This window comes from Pelagicoccus sp. SDUM812005, assembly GCF_031127875.1.
GTDB lineage: Bacteria > Verrucomicrobiota > Verrucomicrobiia > Opitutales > Opitutaceae > Pelagicoccus.
This window is the reverse complement of sequence record NZ_JARXIA010000006.1, coordinates 44,695-61,785: the sequence shown is the minus strand read 5'-3', so window position 1 is coordinate 61,785 and position 17,091 is coordinate 44,695. Positions and strand designations below refer to the sequence as shown.

At 60.7% G+C, this 17,091-nt stretch carries 20 protein-coding genes and 1 pseudogene; 14 read left to right on the top strand and 7 right to left on the bottom strand.

Going from position 1 to position 17,091, the window contains the following annotated elements:
- Positions 1-74 precede the first annotated feature (74 nt).
- From QEH57_RS08920 to QEH57_RS08900, 5 genes are all read left to right on the top strand, one after another.
- On the top strand, positions 75-1,130 hold the full coding sequence (locus QEH57_RS08920) for a sensor histidine kinase (RefSeq protein WP_309006373.1): 1,056 nt from the start codon (positions 75-77) through the stop codon (positions 1,128-1,130).
- Positions 1,127-1,810 carry a response regulator transcription factor gene (locus QEH57_RS08915; protein WP_309006372.1) on the top strand — a complete coding sequence of 228 codons (684 nt, stop codon included), beginning with the start codon at positions 1,127-1,129 and terminating at the stop codon, positions 1,808-1,810. The genes QEH57_RS08920 and QEH57_RS08915 overlap by 4 nt, the downstream gene beginning before the upstream one ends.
- Positions 1,811-1,826: 16 nt before the next feature.
- On the top strand, positions 1,827-2,684 hold the full coding sequence (locus tag QEH57_RS08910; protein WP_309006371.1) for a transglutaminase family protein: 858 nt from the start codon (positions 1,827-1,829) through the stop codon (positions 2,682-2,684).
- 344 nt (positions 2,685-3,028) lie between these two features.
- Positions 3,029-3,151: a hypothetical protein gene (locus tag QEH57_RS08905; RefSeq protein ID WP_309006370.1), complete on the top strand. Its 123-nt coding sequence runs from the start codon at positions 3,029-3,031 to the stop codon at positions 3,149-3,151.
- 90 nt (positions 3,152-3,241) lie between these two features.
- Positions 3,242-3,388, top strand: coding sequence for a hypothetical protein (locus tag QEH57_RS08900; RefSeq protein ID WP_309006369.1), 147 nt, complete (start codon positions 3,242-3,244; stop codon positions 3,386-3,388).
- Positions 3,389-3,419: 31 nt separating this feature from the next.
- Here QEH57_RS08900 and QEH57_RS08895 read toward each other — a convergent pair whose 3' ends face one another.
- Together QEH57_RS08895 and rbsK are read right to left on the bottom strand one after the other, a co-directional pair.
- Complete coding sequence (locus QEH57_RS08895; protein WP_309006368.1) at positions 3,420-4,418, bottom strand: cellulase family glycosylhydrolase; 999 nt, start codon at positions 4,416-4,418, stop codon at positions 3,420-3,422.
- A gap of 206 nt (positions 4,419-4,624) precedes the next feature.
- Positions 4,625-5,542: a ribokinase gene (gene rbsK / locus QEH57_RS08890; RefSeq protein ID WP_309006367.1), complete on the bottom strand. Its 918-nt coding sequence runs from the start codon at positions 5,540-5,542 to the stop codon at positions 4,625-4,627.
- A 142-nt stretch (positions 5,543-5,684) separates the two neighbouring features.
- Here rbsK and QEH57_RS08885 point away from each other — a divergent pair, with 142 nt between their 5' ends.
- The 3 genes and pseudogenes from QEH57_RS08885 to QEH57_RS08880 all read left to right on the top strand — a co-directional run bounded on the left by QEH57_RS08885 (position 5,685) and on the right by QEH57_RS08880 (position 7,144).
- Positions 5,685-6,554: an endonuclease/exonuclease/phosphatase family protein gene (locus QEH57_RS08885; RefSeq protein WP_309006366.1), complete on the top strand. Its 870-nt coding sequence runs from the start codon at positions 5,685-5,687 to the stop codon at positions 6,552-6,554.
- 129 nt (positions 6,555-6,683) lie between these two features.
- Positions 6,684-6,818 (top strand): annotated as a pseudogene (locus QEH57_RS24950) (type II toxin-antitoxin system HicA family toxin); the annotation flags it as partial.
- A gap of 5 nt (positions 6,819-6,823) precedes the next feature.
- On the top strand, positions 6,824-7,144 hold the full coding sequence (locus tag QEH57_RS08880; protein ID WP_309006365.1) for a type II toxin-antitoxin system HicB family antitoxin: 321 nt from the start codon (positions 6,824-6,826) through the stop codon (positions 7,142-7,144).
- Positions 7,145-7,223: 79 nt separating this feature from the next.
- Here the strand turns inward: QEH57_RS08880 and QEH57_RS08875 are convergent, their stop codons facing one another.
- Positions 7,224-8,570: a GDSL-type esterase/lipase family protein gene (locus QEH57_RS08875; protein WP_309006364.1), complete on the bottom strand. Its 1,347-nt coding sequence runs from the start codon at positions 8,568-8,570 to the stop codon at positions 7,224-7,226.
- 127 nt (positions 8,571-8,697) lie between these two features.
- Here QEH57_RS08875 and QEH57_RS08870 point away from each other — a divergent pair, with 127 nt between their 5' ends.
- The gene (locus QEH57_RS08870; RefSeq protein WP_309006363.1) at positions 8,698-9,663 is read left to right on the top strand and encodes a paraquat-inducible protein A; all 966 of its coding nucleotides are present in this window, start codon (positions 8,698-8,700) and stop codon (positions 9,661-9,663) included.
- Here the strand turns inward: QEH57_RS08870 and QEH57_RS08865 are convergent.
- Positions 9,648-10,328 (bottom strand): hypothetical protein, encoded by a 681-nt coding sequence (locus QEH57_RS08865; protein WP_309006362.1) that lies wholly within the window; start codon positions 10,326-10,328, stop codon positions 9,648-9,650. The two genes, QEH57_RS08870 and QEH57_RS08865, sit on opposite strands and share 16 nt — an antisense overlap.
- Before the next feature lie 252 nt (positions 10,329-10,580).
- On the opposite strand from QEH57_RS08865, the gene QEH57_RS08860 reads away from it, so the two are divergent.
- From QEH57_RS08860 to QEH57_RS08850, 3 genes are read left to right on the top strand one after another with little or no spacing between them, the layout of a single operon-like run.
- Positions 10,581-10,859, top strand: a complete 279-nt coding sequence (locus QEH57_RS08860; RefSeq protein ID WP_309006361.1) for a hypothetical protein — start codon at positions 10,581-10,583, stop codon at positions 10,857-10,859.
- Position 10,860: 1 nt separating this feature from the next.
- Complete coding sequence (locus QEH57_RS08855; RefSeq protein ID WP_309006360.1) at positions 10,861-11,751, top strand: LysR family transcriptional regulator; 891 nt, start codon at positions 10,861-10,863, stop codon at positions 11,749-11,751.
- A 16-nt stretch (positions 11,752-11,767) separates the two neighbouring features.
- Positions 11,768-12,406, top strand: a complete 639-nt coding sequence (locus tag QEH57_RS08850; protein WP_309006359.1) for a hypothetical protein — start codon at positions 11,768-11,770, stop codon at positions 12,404-12,406.
- A gap of 89 nt (positions 12,407-12,495) precedes the next feature.
- On the opposite strand, the gene QEH57_RS08845 is transcribed toward QEH57_RS08850, so the two are convergent.
- The 3 genes from QEH57_RS08845 to QEH57_RS08835 form a co-directional block, all read right to left on the bottom strand.
- Positions 12,496-13,098 carry an EF-hand domain-containing protein gene (locus QEH57_RS08845; protein WP_309006358.1) on the bottom strand — a complete coding sequence of 201 codons (603 nt, stop codon included), beginning with the start codon at positions 13,096-13,098 and terminating at the stop codon, positions 12,496-12,498.
- 10 nt (positions 13,099-13,108) lie between these two features.
- Positions 13,109-13,729: a hypothetical protein gene (locus tag QEH57_RS08840; protein WP_309006357.1), complete on the bottom strand. Its 621-nt coding sequence runs from the start codon at positions 13,727-13,729 to the stop codon at positions 13,109-13,111.
- A gap of 311 nt (positions 13,730-14,040) precedes the next feature.
- On the bottom strand, positions 14,041-14,562 hold the full coding sequence (locus QEH57_RS08835; protein WP_309006356.1) for a hypothetical protein: 522 nt from the start codon (positions 14,560-14,562) through the stop codon (positions 14,041-14,043).
- A 292-nt stretch (positions 14,563-14,854) separates the two neighbouring features.
- Here QEH57_RS08835 and QEH57_RS08830 point away from each other — a divergent pair, with 292 nt between their 5' ends.
- Both QEH57_RS08830 and QEH57_RS08825 read left to right on the top strand, forming a co-directional pair.
- A complete protein-coding gene (locus QEH57_RS08830) occupies positions 14,855-16,105 on the top strand; it encodes a glycoside hydrolase family 27 protein (RefSeq protein WP_309006355.1) in 1,251 nt (416 codons plus the stop codon).
- Positions 16,106-16,156: 51 nt separating this feature from the next.
- On the top strand, positions 16,157-16,990 hold the full coding sequence (locus QEH57_RS08825; RefSeq protein WP_309006354.1) for an AraC family transcriptional regulator: 834 nt from the start codon (positions 16,157-16,159) through the stop codon (positions 16,988-16,990).
- Positions 16,991-17,091: the final 101 nt, after the last annotated feature.

Below are 17,091 nucleotides of genomic sequence, written 5' to 3'. Positions count from 1 at the left end.
TTGCTCGGACAGGCATGCTCAACAGGAGCAGGCCTGAACGCGGCCCCGCACGGGATCGGAGCAAACGCAGCATTATGGGGGGAAACAGGGGAAAACAGTTCAGTCTAGCCTACGAGGAGGCCTTGCGCCGCCACTTGACGAGAAAAGGGCGAACCAACGGCAAGTCCCTGTCCGCCCGCAAGCTGGGCAAAAACGCCATCGAGCTGGACCTCAACGCCATCGACCTCGCCCACATCCACGACCAAGCCCTCAAGCGAATCCACTCCTGCCCGCCCCTTCCGCAACCGGAGCGCCCCCAAATCTCACCCGCCGCCCTCTTCTACGTCGAAGCCATCGCCCCCCTCGAGCGAGCCCACAGCGCCGCCCGCAACCAACTGAGGCAAGTGGACAAAAAACTTGCCAGCCACTCGCTCGCGGAAGGCAAACGGCGAAACAAACTGGTGGAGCAAGCCGAGCGGCAAAAGGAACAGGTCCGGCAGCTAACCCACCAGTTCCTCCTCTCCCAAGAACAGGAACGCAAGGAGATCAGTCGCGACCTGCACGACGAAATCGCCCAGGTCCTGGCCGGCATCAACGTGCGCCTGTCCGCCCTCAAGAAAGTCATCGAAGTAGGCAGCGACGACATTGGCGAACGCATCGACCACACCCAAAAGCTCGTCGAGCAATCCGTCGCAGCCGTGCATCGCTACGCCCTCCGCCTGCGCCCCTCCCTGCTGGACGACCTCGGCCTCGTCCCCACCCTTCGCTCCTACATCGCCTCCCTCTCGGAACACACCCCCATCAGCTTCCACTTCAAAGCCATCGGCAAAACCGACCTGCTCGGCAACGAACAGTGCACCGCCCTCTACCGCGTCGCCCAAGAAGCCCTCACTAACGTCATCCGCCACTCCCACGCCCAGAACGCCAGCGTTAAAATCCAGAAACGCTCCCAACTGATACGCCTGGAGATCCAAGACGACGGCAAAGGCTTCGACGCCACCCGTATCCTAAAATCAACGACACACAAGCGCCTCGGTATCCTAGGCATGCGAGAACGGGTCGAGATGCTCGGTGGAACCTTTTCCATACGCTCCTCAGCCGCTGCCGGCACCACCGTCCTAGCCGCACTCCCCGCCTCTGGAAAGCCATGAAGAAGATCACCGTACTCCTGGCGGAAGACCACGGCATCGTACGCGAAGGCCTACGAACCCTGCTCGAACTTAGCGAAGAATTCGCCGTGGTAGGCGAAGCGTCCAACGGCCGGGAAGCCGTGCGCATGGCCTGCCAGATGCAGCCCGACGTCATCGTCATGGACATCGCAATGTCCGGCCTCAACGGATTCGAGGCCACCCGGCAAATCCTCCTTTCCACCCCCCAAGTCAAAGTGCTCGTCCTCTCCGCCCATAGCGACGACGAGTACATCAGGCGCATGCTCGAAATCGGAGCCGCAGGCTACTTGGCAAAGCAAAACTCCGGCGAGGTGCTCGTCCACGCCATCAAGGAAGTCGCCGCCGGAAAGCCCTACTTCAGCCCGAGCGTCGCCAAGCGCCTCCGCCACGCCAAGGAAAAGGCCCGCCTCGCCGGCGCCCCGCATCCCAACCCCGCCCCCACTCTCACCAAAAGAGAAGCCGAAGTCCTGCAGCTCGTCGCCGAAGGACTCGCCAACAAGCAAATGGCCGCCGAACTCGGCATCAGCATCAAAACCATCGAAAAACACCGCCAGCAACTGATGAACAAACTGGATATCCACGACACCGCCGGACTCACCCGCCACGCCATCGCGACCGGCGTGATCGAGAGCAGCATCCAGGAAACGACCGCAAATCGCTAAAGGCATCCAACCAACCATGAGACTGAAGATTTCCCACCGCACCCGCTACCAATACAACCGGCCCGTCCAACTCAACCCGCACCTGCTCTACCTCCGCCCCCGCGAAAATCCGCTCCAGTCGGTGAACGCCTTCCGCATGGACTTCCAGCCCGCCGCCCGCGTCGACTGGATGCGCGACGACTTCGACAACCTCCCCGCCAGCGCCCACTTCGAAACCACCTCCGACGTCCTCGACATCCACGCCCACTGCCAAGTCACTACCTCCGACCTCGGCCCCTTCGACTTCCTCGTCCGCGACTACGCCACCCGCTTCCCCTTCCAGTACGAGCCTCTCCACAAATTCAACCTAGGCATCTACCTCAAGCCGCCCGAGCCCCCAGTTCGCCAAGCCCTCAATCACTGGCTCCAGCAACGCTTCCCCAAACGGCCGCAAGAGACCGTAACCGCCCTCTTCGAACTCAATCGCGTCATCCAGCAAAGCATCGCCTACCAAAGACGGGACGACATCGGTATCCAATCCGCCACCACAACCCTATCGCTCGGAACCGGCTCCTGCCGCGACTTCGCCGCCCTCTTCATCGAGTGCGCCCGTACCCTAGGCATCGCCGCCCGCTTCGTCAGCGGCTACCTCTTCGACCCCACCCTCAACGCCCAGCAAGCCGGCGACATGCACGCTTGGGCAGAAGTCTTCCTCCCCGGAGCCGGATGGCGGGGGCTGGACCCCACCCACGGGATCTTCTGCGACAACGCCTACATCCCCGTCGCCCACGCAGTCGTAGCCGAAAGCGTCAACCCCGTCCAAGGCTCCTTCTTCAGCAACCCGCCAGCCAACGACCAGCTCTTTAGCGACGTGCGCGTGCAACGCTTGGACTGAGCCCCCGCTGCCGCGTGCCCAAAGGCGGGTTTCGCCCCATACCGCCAATCGCCTCATCGGTATAAAGTAGCGATGACCACACCTATCCATGCAAAGCCACGAAACGAAAGACGACTCGAAGCAAGTCGAAGCCACTCCCAACGAAAACCCGCCCAGTTCACACGCCCGGGACGAAACAGCACCCGAAGGACGCCTAAGCAGCATGCTCAGAACGCTCCATACCCGCACCGTGACGCTAGCCAAAAAGACAGCAAAAGCCTTCCACGAAGGGAAAAACTCGAAATAAGGCCCATCCAAAAAGGTACCCTTAAAACAACTACAATTTACCTTACCAACGAAACGCCATGCCAAAGACAAAAGACACCAAGAGAGAAGGCCGCAAGGCACCGCAAATGACGGCCAAGGAAAAGAAAGAAGCCAAACGCGTCAAAAAAGAGAAAGCTCGCACCAGCACCGTCGAAAGCTGACCCCACCACCTACGGCAGAAACTCACGCCGCGCCAGTACTCACTCAGAAACCTTTTCCCATTAACCAGCCGTCACGCTGGTCGCGACCTTATGAACGTCACTCTCATCTCGGTAGGGGCGATCGCTATCGCCACCCTGCTACTCCCACTCGCGGCACGAAAAGCCACCTACCGAAGCGAACGGTCCTTACTCGCGCTCGCCATCCTGACCTTCCTCTACGCCGCCTACGGAAGCTAGCCCAGCTGGCTCCCGTTCGCAGAAACGTCCCTCACGGATTCAGCGCTTCCAGCTTCTTTTTGAAGAAGGCTCCCTGACGCGTGGGCGTGTAGTCCGCGTCCTGATACAGCTGCGGCGACCAACGGTCGTCGAACACCCAAGCCGTCCAGGAAATGCCCCGCTCCTCGAAATAGGAGATCAAGGCTTCCCCATACACCTCGTCTCCGATCACCGGAATATGAGCCCCCGGCCCGTCCTCCGACATGAAGCCGAACTCCGTGCACACCATCGGATACTTTTCCGCCATGAAACCCCAATCCCGCTCCCAGTCCGCAATCCACGGCGCCGGCCGCTTCTGAGGATACGGATGCGACACATAGGCGACTCCTGGAAAGTCGATCGGATCGTCCTTCGCCACCGACAAGTCATAGCCCCAATTAAAGCCAGCCACCAAAGGAATGCAGCTCTCGTCGATGGCCCGAAGCATATAAATCAACTCCTCGATATACGCCTTGTATTCGGACCAAGGCAAGCGCCCCATCATGCCGCCGCGATTGGTCGGCTCGTTCCAAAGCTCGTAGCAGGCCACCGTACTGTTGCCCGCGTAACGCTGGGCAACCGTATACCAAAACCGAAAGGTCTCGCCCCGCGAGGTCTCGTAGATGTCCCGGTGAAATACCTCCGTCAACGGATTGCCGATCGTATGCCAATCGATGATCACGTACATGCCCAGCTCGCCGCTCCAGCGCACCGCGTCGTCCAAAGCCTGCAAATACCAATCCTGCCCACGCTCCCGCCACCAAAGCGGATGTATGGCGATCCGCACTACGTTCGCATTCCACGAGGCCGCCGCCTCGAAATAGGACCGGTCCCACGCTCCGCGCTTGTCCAACTCCGCCGGATCCACCGTCGCCACCCCGCGCAGCACCACCGTATTCCCGTCCGGATCCACGAAGCGATTTCCCTGCACGGTAAGCTTCGGCAGCGACACTTCAGCCTCCAGGGCCTCCTGCCCGTCGCTAAAGGTTTTTTCGGCAAAGGCAGTCGTCAACGCAAGGCCGGCGAACAAAACGCAAGAACAGCAAGTGAGGAATCGATTCAACGAAAGGTGCATAGCGAGTGGGGGGTAAACAGGAGCAGCGCAGGAAAAACGCTCCCTAAAATGCTGCCCGCCCCGTCCCCAGAAGCAATTCCCGTTTCGCTTTTACTATTGAGCGAGCCGCGGAACGTTCGTTCCCGCAGGCAAGGGCGGCTCCCTCAAGCCCCCTTCAGAACCTCCTCCACGCTGGGAAAACTGTCCTGGGCCCCGGCTCGAGACACCGAAATCGAAGCCGCCATGCAGGCGAAACGAGCCGCCTCCAATGGTGCCACCCCACGCGAAAGCGCCGCCGCGAAGGCGCCGTTGAAACAATCCCCAGCCCCCGTCGAATCCACCGCACGCACGCTCACCGCATATACCCGCTCCACTCCCTGCCGGCTCACCAAGATCGCTCCCCGCTCGCCCAGCTTCGCCAGGACCTTGCCCACCCCGTAATCCAGCAGCGACTTCGCCGCCGCCACGATTTCCGCCGCGCTCGACTCCTCCCCTAGCTCCCGCTGCGACAGCAAAGCCAACTCGCTCAAATTCGGCGTCAGGTAGTCCACGAGCGACAGGGCCTCCTCGCCCAATTCCCGCGCCGGAGCTGGATCCAAAATCGTGATACAGCCCCTTTCGCGAGCCAGCTGCAAACCTCCGACCACCGTCTCAAGCGGCGTCTCCAACTGAAAAAGCGCCAACTTCGCCCCCTTGAAAAAAGCGGCATCCCGCTCCAGCTCCACCGGGCAATAAGCGCCATTCGCTCCCGGCACCACTACGATCCGATTCTCCCCGCCCGCCTCCACCGTAATCGAAGCCACTCCCGTAGTGACTCCCTCGATACAACGAACGCCCTCCACCGCCACGCCCACCGACTCCAAGCTCCCCAGCAAACCTCGCCCATAGGCGTCGTCGCCCACCCGCCCCAGCATCGCCACCTCGCCGCCCATTCTCGCCGCGGCAAACGCCTGGTTCGCGCCCTTGCCGCCATTGAAGACCGCGAAGCTCCTTCCCGGCACCGTCTCGCCTGCCGCGGGAGCCCGATCGACAGACACCACCAAATCCGCATTCAAACTCCCCAGCACAACGATATCGCTCATCCCCAAATCCCTAGGGCCCTCCCCCCAAAAACACAACCCGCCACTTCTACCAAGGAACGCCCCAGCCGAAGCCATTTGACCCCGACCCAAAACGAACCAAAACTCCCTCACCACTCGCACCCCACCCCGCTCCAAGAAACCTATGAAACGCATCGCCGGCCTTCTCATCGCCCTAGCCGCCCTCGCCAGCAGCGGGGCCACCGAGCTCAGCCTCATGAGCTACAATATCCGCCTCGACCTCCCAAGCGACGGCCCCAACCGCTGGGACAACCGCAAGCAACAGCTCGCCGCCCAAATCGCCAGCCTCGCCCCCGACATCCTCGGCATCCAAGAAGGCCTGCCCCACCAAGTCGACGCTCTCCAAGCAAGCCTTCCCGGCTACCGGTACATCGGCGTCGGCCGCGACGACGGCAAACGCCAAGGCGAGTTCAGCGCCCTCTACTACCAACCCGAAAAAACGGAACTGATCGCCTCCGACACCTTCTGGCTTTCCCCCACGCCCGACCTCCCCTCCTACGGCTGGGGAGCCCACTACCGCCGCATCTGCACCTACGGACACTTCCGCGACCGCCAATCCGGATCCACGTATTGGGTTTTCAATACACACTTCGACCACGAAGTACCCGAAGCCCGCCTCAACGGGGCCAAGCTCATCCTCGCCCGCATCCAAGAACGCGTCGCCCCCGGCGAATCCTACTTTCTCATGGGCGACCTCAACGCCACCCCCGAAGCGCCTCCCATCCAGCTCCTATCCCAGCGCCTCCGCGACTCCCGTCTCCATGCCCAAACCCTGCCCTTCGGTCCCGAAGCCACCTTCAACGCCTTCGATCCCCACCAAATCCCCAGCCAACGCATCGACTACATCTTCACCGATCCGCAAACCCAAGTCACCACCTACGCCACCCATAGCGACCTCATCGACGCCCGCCACCTCTCCGACCACTTCCCCGTCCTCATCAAAGCCCGCCTCCCACAAGCTCCCTCCTCAAAAGACTCCACGCCCCACCCTTAGCAGCAAAGTCCACCAACCCCCTTTTGCCCGGGCGACAATACGCCGCAACAGAATCAAGAACTTTGACATAGTAGCGCTTTTAGCCACCAAATTAACATGAATCGAAGGCAACGACTACCCTGAAGAAAGCAAGGGAGCGGCTCTCGCGTTCGCGTCTACCTAAACGGGGTCAGAGCGGTATTTCACCGCCCTCACCCTCAAAAGGAAACGGACGGGGGAGCGGTCAAGTCAGTCAGACGGTTTCTGGAAGCTGCAGGAGTGTAAAGATCATGGAATACAAAGGATACGTAGGAGCAGTTCATTTCGACGAGGAAGCCGAGATCTTCCATGGTGAAGTCATCAACATGAGAGACGTTGTCACCTTTCAGGCCGACACGGTCGAAGGCCTAAAGAGAGAGTTTCAGCTTTCGATCGACGACTACCTCGACTTTTGCGCCGAGCGTGGAGAAGAACCCGACAAGCCCTTTTCAGGAAAGCTAACCCTTCGACTGGATCCGAACCTTCACCGGAGCATCTACATTCGATCGAAGAAAGAAAACAAGAGCCTGAACAACTGGATCATCGAAGCGCTCGGAAGAGAATGCAGCTGAGCTAGAGCTCAGGTATCCGGAGGATAAAGAGGCTCCACTCCTCCCATTAACCAATTCCTAAAGAGCCAAGCCCCGCCGCCTACAGCTCCTTGATGCGGATCCGGCGATACTCCATCTGGCCGCGGTCGCCTTCCACACCGATAGATCCCGTATCCGGAACCTCCATACCCTCTTCCAAGACCTCACCGTTGCACAGGCAACGGGCCTTGCCGCCCCTCACCGTGATCTCCAAGGTATTCCAGCCTTGTGGCACATAGTTCTCCAAGTCCTCGTAAGGCCCCGCCAACGCATAGTCGCGACACTGCAGCTGCGGCCCGCGTATGTATACGCCGCTATCGGCAAACGGCGACGCCCTGAATTCGAGCCTCAAAACGAAATCCTTGGGAAACTGACGCGTGGTATGCAGCTGCTGGATCGAGCGGTAAGCCGACGGGATGCGCACCAACAAGCGGCCATTGACCGCCGCGAAGCGCCCGTCCGGCGACTCCTTCAATCCGTCGAAGGACTGCGGCTGGGTCACGACCGGCCATTCCGCCGCCCCCTTCGGATCACGCTGGCGCCAACGCGCCCCCGCTTCGATATGCTTCGGGGAAGTCACTTCATAGCCCCACCCCGTCAGATCGTATCCGTTGAACAGATACTCGAACCCGTCCTCCAAAACGAAGTCCTCCTCTACCGGAAGCAGCTCCAGTCCCTCCAAAATCGGTCGCAAAGCCGCAGCCCACTTCGCGTAGCCAGCCTCGTTCAAATGCAAAAGATCGGGAAACAAGGCCGGAATCGCATCGCCGCTTCCGTCGTCGAATAGCTCGAAGGTATCCACCACCAGCACCTGCTCGTTCCCCTTCACCAAGTCGCGGTAGAGTTCATTCACCTTCTGGATCTTCTCCGTTGGACGGTTCTTGGAATCGTGACTAGGAAACACTTCGCAAAGCAGCACCGGCACCTCCGGATCATGGGCAGCGATCGCTTCCAAAATCAGCTTCAGGTTGCCCGCGATCATTTCGGGCGTACCCGCTTCGTCCAAGTCGTTGGTACCGATCAAGAGCACGATCCCAGCCGGATCGAGCGAAAGCACGTCCTCCTGTAGACGGATCAAGACCCCACGCGTAGTGTCGCCGCTGATACCGCGGTTCGCCACCTTCATGCCCGGAAAGGAGGCTCCCAAGGCGCCTCCCCATCCTTGCGTGATCGAATCCCCCAAGAAGACGACCGCTCCGCGATCCGTTTCCGCCGCCTTTGCCCAAGCCGAACGGCGCCCCTCCCACAGCTTCTGGAACCACTCGTAGCGACGAATCACTCCCTCCCCCGGCAGCCCCTCGTTCGTCTCCGGTATCTTGAAGTCGCGTCCTTCTTCCGCACTAACGGCGAAGGCGAAAACTAAAAACGGAAGGGCAAGCAAGCGGACGAAGCAGGGTATTCGATTCATAAGGTCAACAACATCGCACGCCAAGCGACTCGCAGGCAACCCCTCGCTTAGTAATCCAATAGAGTTCCTATCCTATCTTGCTTGCGATCCAGAGCTCGCTCTATCTAAAGGAACCCTACCAGCCGCCATGCCTTCGTTTTCCAATCCCTTCTCAAAACAGCTCCTGCCTGCGTGCCTCCTGTGCCTTTCCCTGATCTGCAACGTCGCGGCCTTGGCCTACCCCTTCATGAAGCTGCGCAAGGGCCTGGACAACGAACTCTACACCCTCCTGCATTCCGTCAGCCTCCTTTGGAGCAAGGGCCTCTACGTGCTCAGCCTGCTGGTAGTTGGATTCTCCATACTATTCCCCTTCGCTAAACTCGGAATCCTCTTCTGGATCATCTCCGCCGACGGCGCCGGTCCGCGCCGTCAAAAGTGGCTCGAGCGCGTGGAACGCCTCGGCAAGTGGTCCATGTTGGACGTCTTCCTCGTATCCATAATCCTCTCTCTCGCTTCGAAGCAATTCTTCGTCGGAGCCAAGCCCGAGATCGGCCTTACCCTATTCATCGCCGCAATCCTCGTCAGCATGGGCACCGGCGAGCTCATCGCTGCCCGCCTCCACAGAGAGCTCCCGCCGCCGCCCGCTCCTTCTGGACGAAACGGCGGCTTCCTGCTCGCCCTTTCCGGCATCGCCCTGATCGCCGCCCTCAGCTTGCCCTTCCTGCGCATCGAGGACTGGCTCCTCAAAAACAGGGAATACAGCATCTTATCCCTCGTACCGGCCCTGTGGATACAAGGAGCATGGGTCAGCTCCGCCCTTTCCGCCCTCTTCCTAGTCGCCGCCCCCATCCTCGTCTTCGGCGCGCAATGCTACGCCTGGAAAACCCGCGGACACCCGCGCTGGATCAATCGCGCCCAGCGGTGGAGCATGCTGGATGTCTTCGGCCTCGCCCTCGTCGTCTTCGCCATCGAAAGCGACCACCTCATGAAAACCGAAATCCACTGGGGCACAGTCTTTCTCGGCGCCACCCTCTTGCTGCAAACCGCGTTCTCGCTCGTCCTGCAAAAGGCCAACAACGCCCCCACCCCAGCAAGCCCTCAACGCTCCGCGTAGAGCACCGAAATCGATCGCGTTCCCGCCGCCAGGAGGCGATCCCCCTGCCCGTCGAGCACGTAGCGGATCTCGTAGGTGCGATCCGAACGCCGCTCCTCAGCGATGCCCTCCGGCTCCCGCTTTTCGTAGCTGTAGGTCAATACCATCTCCCCTTCGCTGCGCTCGACCTCGTACGGCGGTCCGAAAGTCTCCAGCAACTGCTCGTAGGAAGCCGCTGCCAACTCCTCGCCAAATGACTCCTGCGATCGCGCTTCCACGGACTTCTTCAGCTTGAAAACCCGCGACTCCCCCAAGGCCCGCATCGTCGCCAAGATAAGGTCCGGCGGAAAACACTCCAGATACGCGTCCGGAATCAACACCGACACCAGCAAGCTCTCCTCGAAGCGCAGCTCCGTCCACACGTCGTGCTCAGGATCGGGCTCCCGATCGCCCGGCAAGCGCTTGCGCATCTCCACCTGCCAAACCTCCCCCGACTCCGTCGTTTCCGAACTCAACGGCACCACGCCGAGCCGCTTCAAGTCGCCGTCCCTCAAGGTCGGATCCTTAAAGACCAGCTCCATTCCAGCCTCGGTCCGCTCTGCCGCGAAATAGCGGTCCACCTCCTTCAACTGCCCCTTCACGTCGAGCAGACGCAAGTACACGCAGCCCGGCAAAAACAGCAGCAAGGCTGCAAAAAGCCCCCCACGCAGCAGCCAAGCGCCCCTGCCCCCATCACGCCGTCCAGACACGGCGAAACCTTTAAAGTATGAATCCCTCACGCACCCTACCGACCCAGCGGAGGCCGCTCCGTTTCATGGAAAGCGAGAATTTACGCAGCTTTAGCCAAGCCCCCCACAGGGCCAGCCCTCAGAGATTCCGAACTCCCCCATCGGAAAGCCCGTCTACCCAAACCGCCGCCCCCCTGCCATAATCGAACCATGAAAAACAATCCAGTCCGCCACCTCCCCATCGTCCGGAAACTGCTTCGCCTGTTCGCCGCCCTCCACCGTTCCCTGCCTGATTTCACCGCGTTTCCGCACGAGGGCGGCCGCCCAGGCATGAAGCTCTTCCTGCACGGCACCATCGTCACAATCCCCAGCTCCCGCCCGACGCCGCCAAAAACGCTTCGCACCGCGCAACAAAACCTCGCCGACGCCGCCACCACGCCGCAAAAAGGAGAGGTACACAGCCCGCTCGATACGCCCAGCATTCCCTAGCATGGAACTCTACCAACTCAGATCCTTCGTAGCCGTCGCCGAAGAAGGCACCCTCGCCCGGGCCGCCATGCGCCTCTTCTCCAGCCAGCCCTCCGTCAGTGCCCACATCAAGGCCCTCGAAGACGAGCTCGGCATCGCCCTCTTCGAGCGCAGCGCCCGCGGCATGCAAATCACACCCGACGGCGAGGCCCTCCTTGCCCGCGTCTACGCCATCCTCAAGGAAACCGCCGCCCTCAACAACCTCGCCCGCGACCTCCAGTCCAGCCCTTCCGGAAAACTCACCATCGGCGTCAACACCGGCTCCGGCGAGCTCCCCCTCGACACCATCGCCCAACGCCTGCAGGAAAGCTGCCCCAAGCTGCAGCTCGAGTTCCTCCACAGCTCCTCCGGCTATATCAAGAAAGGCATTCTCGAAGGCGACATCGATATCGGCTTCTACGAAGGCGAGATCGACTCCCCCAAGATCATCAGCTCCCAGTTCCAGGAAAACGCCATCCTCGTCATCGCGTCTCCAGATTTCAAGGACGCCCTGCAAACCACCCGCTGGTCCGACCTGCAAAAGCTGCCCTGGGTCTTCAAGACCCCCGACTGCAGCTACTACCAGCTCATGGACCGCATCGTCAAAGCCCACGAGCTCGATATCGAGCGACGCTACACCATCGACGAAGAAGGCACCTGCCTACGCTTCGTCAAAAGCGGCACCGCCCTCTCCCTCATCGGAGAAGCTATCGTGCGCGACGAGATCGCACGCGGCGAAATCATCGCCTGGGACGGGTTCCAATGCCGCCTTCCCCACAGCCTCATCTGCCTCGGAGCCCGCTACCACGAACGCGCCATCCAAGCCTGCGTCGACGCCTGCTCCCAAACACTCGCCCTTTCCAAACCTCAGTAACAACCCAAAGCCACTCATGAAAACCATCACCGAACTCGCCCGCCACCCAGCTCCCGCCGACCTGCCGCAATCCCTCGCCTGGGACGGCGAAACCCTCTGGCTCGGCTCCCTCGCCAGCAAACGTATCTACCAGATCGATACAAGCGACTGGTCCGTGAAATACGAGATAGCCGCCCCCGGCACCCCCTTCGGCATGGTATCCATCGGCGAAGAGCTCCGCGTGCTCTGCGGCGAGACCGAAGAAGATTTCCGTAATATCCGCCGCCTCATGCCCGGACACGGCTTCGATACCGTGTTCAAACTGCCCTGCCCCGACGACACCGGCTCCCAACTCGGTTGGGACGGCCACAGCCTCCACGTCAGCCAATGGTACAAGCAAAAAGTGCTCGCCCTCTCTCCCAACGGTGGCGTCACCAAAACCTACGACGCCCCCCGCGGCATCTGCGGCCAAGTCATCGTCGGCAACTTCATATACCTCGCCAACACCGCCGAAGAGGAACACGGCGCCTACTACCTCGGCCGCATCGACACTACAACCGGCGCCTACGAAGACCTCGCCCTCATCCCCTTCCCAGCCCGAGCCCTCGCCCACGACGGCACCCACTTCTACTCAAACCACCGCGCCGCCGGCGAAACCGTACACTTCAGTCTCTAACAAAAGAGGCGGCCAAGGCCGCTTCCAAGGCTATCCGTCTCGGCGTGTTCGCCCGGCCGCGCTGGAGCGTTCCAACTCGGAGCCCCCCTTCACGTTTCCCTCGCTAGCGGCCGGTCGCTTCGCAAGAAGCGACCCGAATCCACCAAAACCTCTCGCCTGAGATCCTTCTTCAATTCGGTTTTCTTTTCTTCCTTACGCTCGGCCTGCTCGACCAAGTGCTCGATGGCGGACTCAAGCTCCTTCGGATCCAAGACCCCATTTCCATCGAGATCGAACTTCTCGAACACGATTTCGAGCATCTCCTTCGAGAAATCGAATTCTAGCTCATTCGCTACGAACTCTCCGAAGTCGTCGAGCGAAATTCCACTCGATGTATTCAGGCCCTCTGATTCCCTCGCCGCTTCTAAGCTGCGCAAGTGCTCATCGAAACCGTAGCGCCCGTCTCTATTCCTATCGAAACTACGAAACTGGGAAAGAACTCCCTCATCTCCCAAAAAATCCATAGCGTAGCCCCCTCCGGCTCCGGATCCCGCCTCGACTGGCTTCGCTCCTGCCTCACCCTCTTCCGCAGGAAGTAATGAGCTGAACGCCATCGGATCGAAGACAACTCCTTTTCCTACCGACTCCCTACGAGCCTCAAGCAACTGCTTTGTAAATTGGCCGGAATAAGTCCCTTGAACATTCTGAATCATACGTATTCCTTCACCGGATACATTCAACAAACGGAGCCCACATCCCTAATTCTGGCCCAAACGAAATCTCGCTACCTGCAGTCCTCAGCTCGGAATCGTTAGACAAGACCTCCGCTTGAGCGCTCGAGGCTACTCGCTCCCTTTCCAACTGGGACTCGATTCGTAGCTGGGTCTGACTCTCAATCTCCTCGAGAGCCTCTTCCATCTCGACTTCCGAAATCACACCATCCTTGTCTTTGTCCAGTCGAGCAAACAAGGCTTCCGAATCTTCCTTCGAAAACACTCCATCGAAAACGGACCCTAGATACTCCTCCAATTCTTCGAGATCCTCGGAGCTTCTAAAGCGTATCCCCGATTCACCTACAGAGCCGCCATTTCCAATGTCGACCGGGTTGGAGAAGGCGAACGCCATCTGCATATTCTCGCGGAAGTTAATCTTCCCATCCTGATTCGCATCGAATTGCGCGAGTATACTAAGCGGGTGTTCTGCACCTAAGTCCTCGAAACGCGGACCACTCAAGCTAGCCCGAGCCGCCGCCTCCGTTCCCGGAATAGCTATTTCGAATTCGCTCGGCCGGAGCTTTTCGCCATTCATTTTCGCGGCAGCCGTCGCCTCACCCAGCTGCCTCATGAATTGAGCAGCATAAGTTCCTCCGACGCTCCGCACGCCATTTACATGAGAGCCAATTTCCATAGTGCTATACTAAATTACCTAGGGTCCCCGCCCTCAAAGCAAGCTGTAGACCAGCGAGCGGAAACCTCTGCTCGTTTACCGATTTCTTACGAAAACGGGGCACTAGCAAAGCAAACACTACGTGCCCCCACTAAAGCGCCTCGCGCTAAAGGAGCTTCACGGGAGGAAAAGCGATTCCCCTGCCCTCGCGCTCTTAGGAAATCCTTGCCGCCACGCTCCCACGGCGGACACCCTTTACTGCTCCGTATTCAAAACTTAGCGACGGAGGATTTCGGTTCGTTCGCCAGCTTTCCTTCGTCCACCACTAGGTTTTGGGCAAAACCGTCGAGCGTGGACTGCTCCAGGCCGTACACCGTGCCCAAGATCGACTCCATGCGCCCGAGGTAGGAAGCCAGCGACTCGTCGCTTTCCCAATTCGCTATATTGCGGAAGGTCGCCTTGTTGACCGACACCTCCACGCGGTAGCTGCGGCTCCCGTCCTTCTCCGGCACCGACATCTCGTCGACCACGTGCGAAAGCGGGATTACCCCACGACCGCCCCACCAGCCCTTGACTTGGACCACGTACATCTGAGCAGGGCCTCCCGGACCGCTGCGGGCCACGCCCACGATCTCGCCCAGTTGGGTGTATCCAGCGATACCCACCACCTTGGCACCGATCATCGATTCCGGGTCACTCCGCTCGCCATTCGCAGCGAATCCGCTCCCAGCCCCTAGGCCCAGAGCCAATACGAGTCCCAAAATTTCTCTTACGCATGCTTTCATCATCATAAATTACCTCCGCCTCCCTCTTGCTTAAGGCATGCCAGCCGCTCGCTCTCCTAGGCCCACTCCCGCTATCCCCCTCCGGACGAGCAGCTTGCAATTCGCGCTTTTCCGCGGCCCTCCCCCTCCCCAGGAGCGGGCCGTCCCCAATCCTGCAAAACGCAATCCCTCGCCCCCTCCGCAGCACGAGCGTCGCCAAACGTGATCCCATTTTGTGCAATATGTGATATTCCCACCTCCCTCGTTTGACTCGCTCCTTTCTCTGCGTGGCACTAAGCCGAACCCCTTAAACGAAGACATGCAAAACACCCTTAAACAGACCCTCGCGGGCAAGGCCGCCTTGCTCCGCTCCGCACTCCTCGGACTGGCCGCGGCCACCGCCCTCGCCGGCGCCGCCTCCGCCCAAAAGTTCGAAGGCCTGGCCCTCACTCCGCCCATGGGCTGGAATTCCTGGAACACCTTCGAGTCCGAAATCAACGAACAGCTCGTGCTCGACACCGCCGAAGCCATGAAGGCCAACGGCATGCTCGACGCCGGCTACCAGTACATCGTCATCGACGACACCTGGTCCCTGCGCGAGCGCGACGCCGACGGCAACCTCGTGGCCGACCCGGCAAAGTTCCCCAGCGGCATCAAAGCCCTCGCCGACCAGCTCCACGCCATCGGCTTCAAGTTCGGCATCTACGGCGACGCCGGCAAGACCACCTGCGCCGGCTATCCCGGCAGCCAAGGCCACGAGTACCAGGACGCCCGCACCTTCGCCTCCTGGGGAGTCGACTACCTCAAGTACGACTGGTGCGCCACCGACACCCGCGACGCCAAGGAAGCCTACACCACCATGCGCGACGCCCTCTACGCCGCCGGACGCCCCGTCGTCTTCTCAATCTGCGAATGGGGCGACAACAAGCCCTGGGAATGGGCCCAGGACATCGGGCACCTCTGGCGCATCTCCGGCGACATCTACGACTGCTGGGACTGCGAATTCAAATGGTCCCGCGGCTTCAAGACCATCCTAGACGGCTACCACGAATCCAAGCCCTCCGTCGTCGGACGCGACGGACTCGGCCAACACGCCGGCCCCGGAGGCTGGAACGACGCCGACATGCTCGAAGTCGGCAACCCCGGCCTCACCCTCGCCGAATCCCGCTCCCACTTCACCCTCTGGGCCATGATCTCCTCGCCCCTCATGGCCGGCAACGACATGCGCGTCGTCACCCCCGAGATCATAGAAATCCTCACCAACAAGGAAATCATCGCCCTCAACCAAGACCCCGACGGCGTGGCCGGCTGGCGCATCTTTACCGCCCCCGAAAAGTACGAAATCTGGGTCAAGCCCCTGCACGACGGCGACTGGGCCGTCACCGTGCTCAACACCTCCGAAACAGCCCAAGACGTCACCGTCGAATGGCACCGCATGGAGCAAACCTTCCCCGACCACTACCGCATCCGCGACCTTTGGGCCGACCAGGACCTCGGCGACACCCACCAGCCGCTCAAGGCCCGCATCGCCAGCCACGACGTGCTCACCGTCCGCCTCAGCAAGAAGTAAGGCCCACCGCAGGAACCTGGGCTCCCAAAACCCTCGCCAACTGTGCAAAACTTGATACGTCTTCCCCACATGCGGGAAGACGTTTTTGCACGAGTGGACGGGGGCGCCGACGAGACGCGCCACGACACCAGCTACTACTGGGACAACTCCAAACGCAGCGAATCCAACCGCATCAACCTCCAGCGCACCCTCTCCGGCGAAGGTTTCTTCGAAAACGAGACCGGCCGCTACCTCCTCCCCAAAGGCAGCCTTATCGCCTTCACCCAGCGCGAAAACTCCCGCTACGGCTACCCCGCCACCGCCACCGAGCCCTACCGCCTGCGCTACCTCTCCATCGACCCCAGCGCCACCGCCACCCCGCTCTTCAACCGTATCCGGCGCGACTTCGGCTCCGTGCTCTCCATGCCCGAAGGCAGCGAATCCTGCGCCCTCTTCGACGAGCTCTACCAACGCTTCCAAGCCCGCAACTTCAGCGACCGCTACCACGAGTCCGAACTCGTCACCCGCCTGCTCACCGCCATCTATCGCCAGCAAGTCAACGACACCCAGCACAGTGACCCCGTCGAATACGGCTACCACCTGCTGCGCAACCGCTTCGCCAGCCCCATCACCCTCAAGGAAATCGCCAGCGCCTGCGGCGTCACCCGCGAACACTTCATCCGCTCCTTCTCCCGCCGCTACCAGCAATCCCCCGGAGCGCTGCTCCGCCAGCTCCGCCTGCAGCACGCCCGCGGGCTGCTGGAAACCACAGCCCAGCCCCTCGAAACGATCGCCCGCTCCAGCGGCTTCTCCTCCGCCAACGTCTTCTGCCGCGCCTTCCGTAGCGCCTACCACACTACACCGACCCAGTACCGCGAAGCCGCAAATCGTAGCGCTGAGCTTTAGCCAGCGGCCCCTTTGCAAGATCAGCACTGCGGACGCTGGCTAAAGCTCAGCGCTACGGCCCAACACAAAAAAAGCAGGACGCCCCCCCGAGCGTCCTGCCA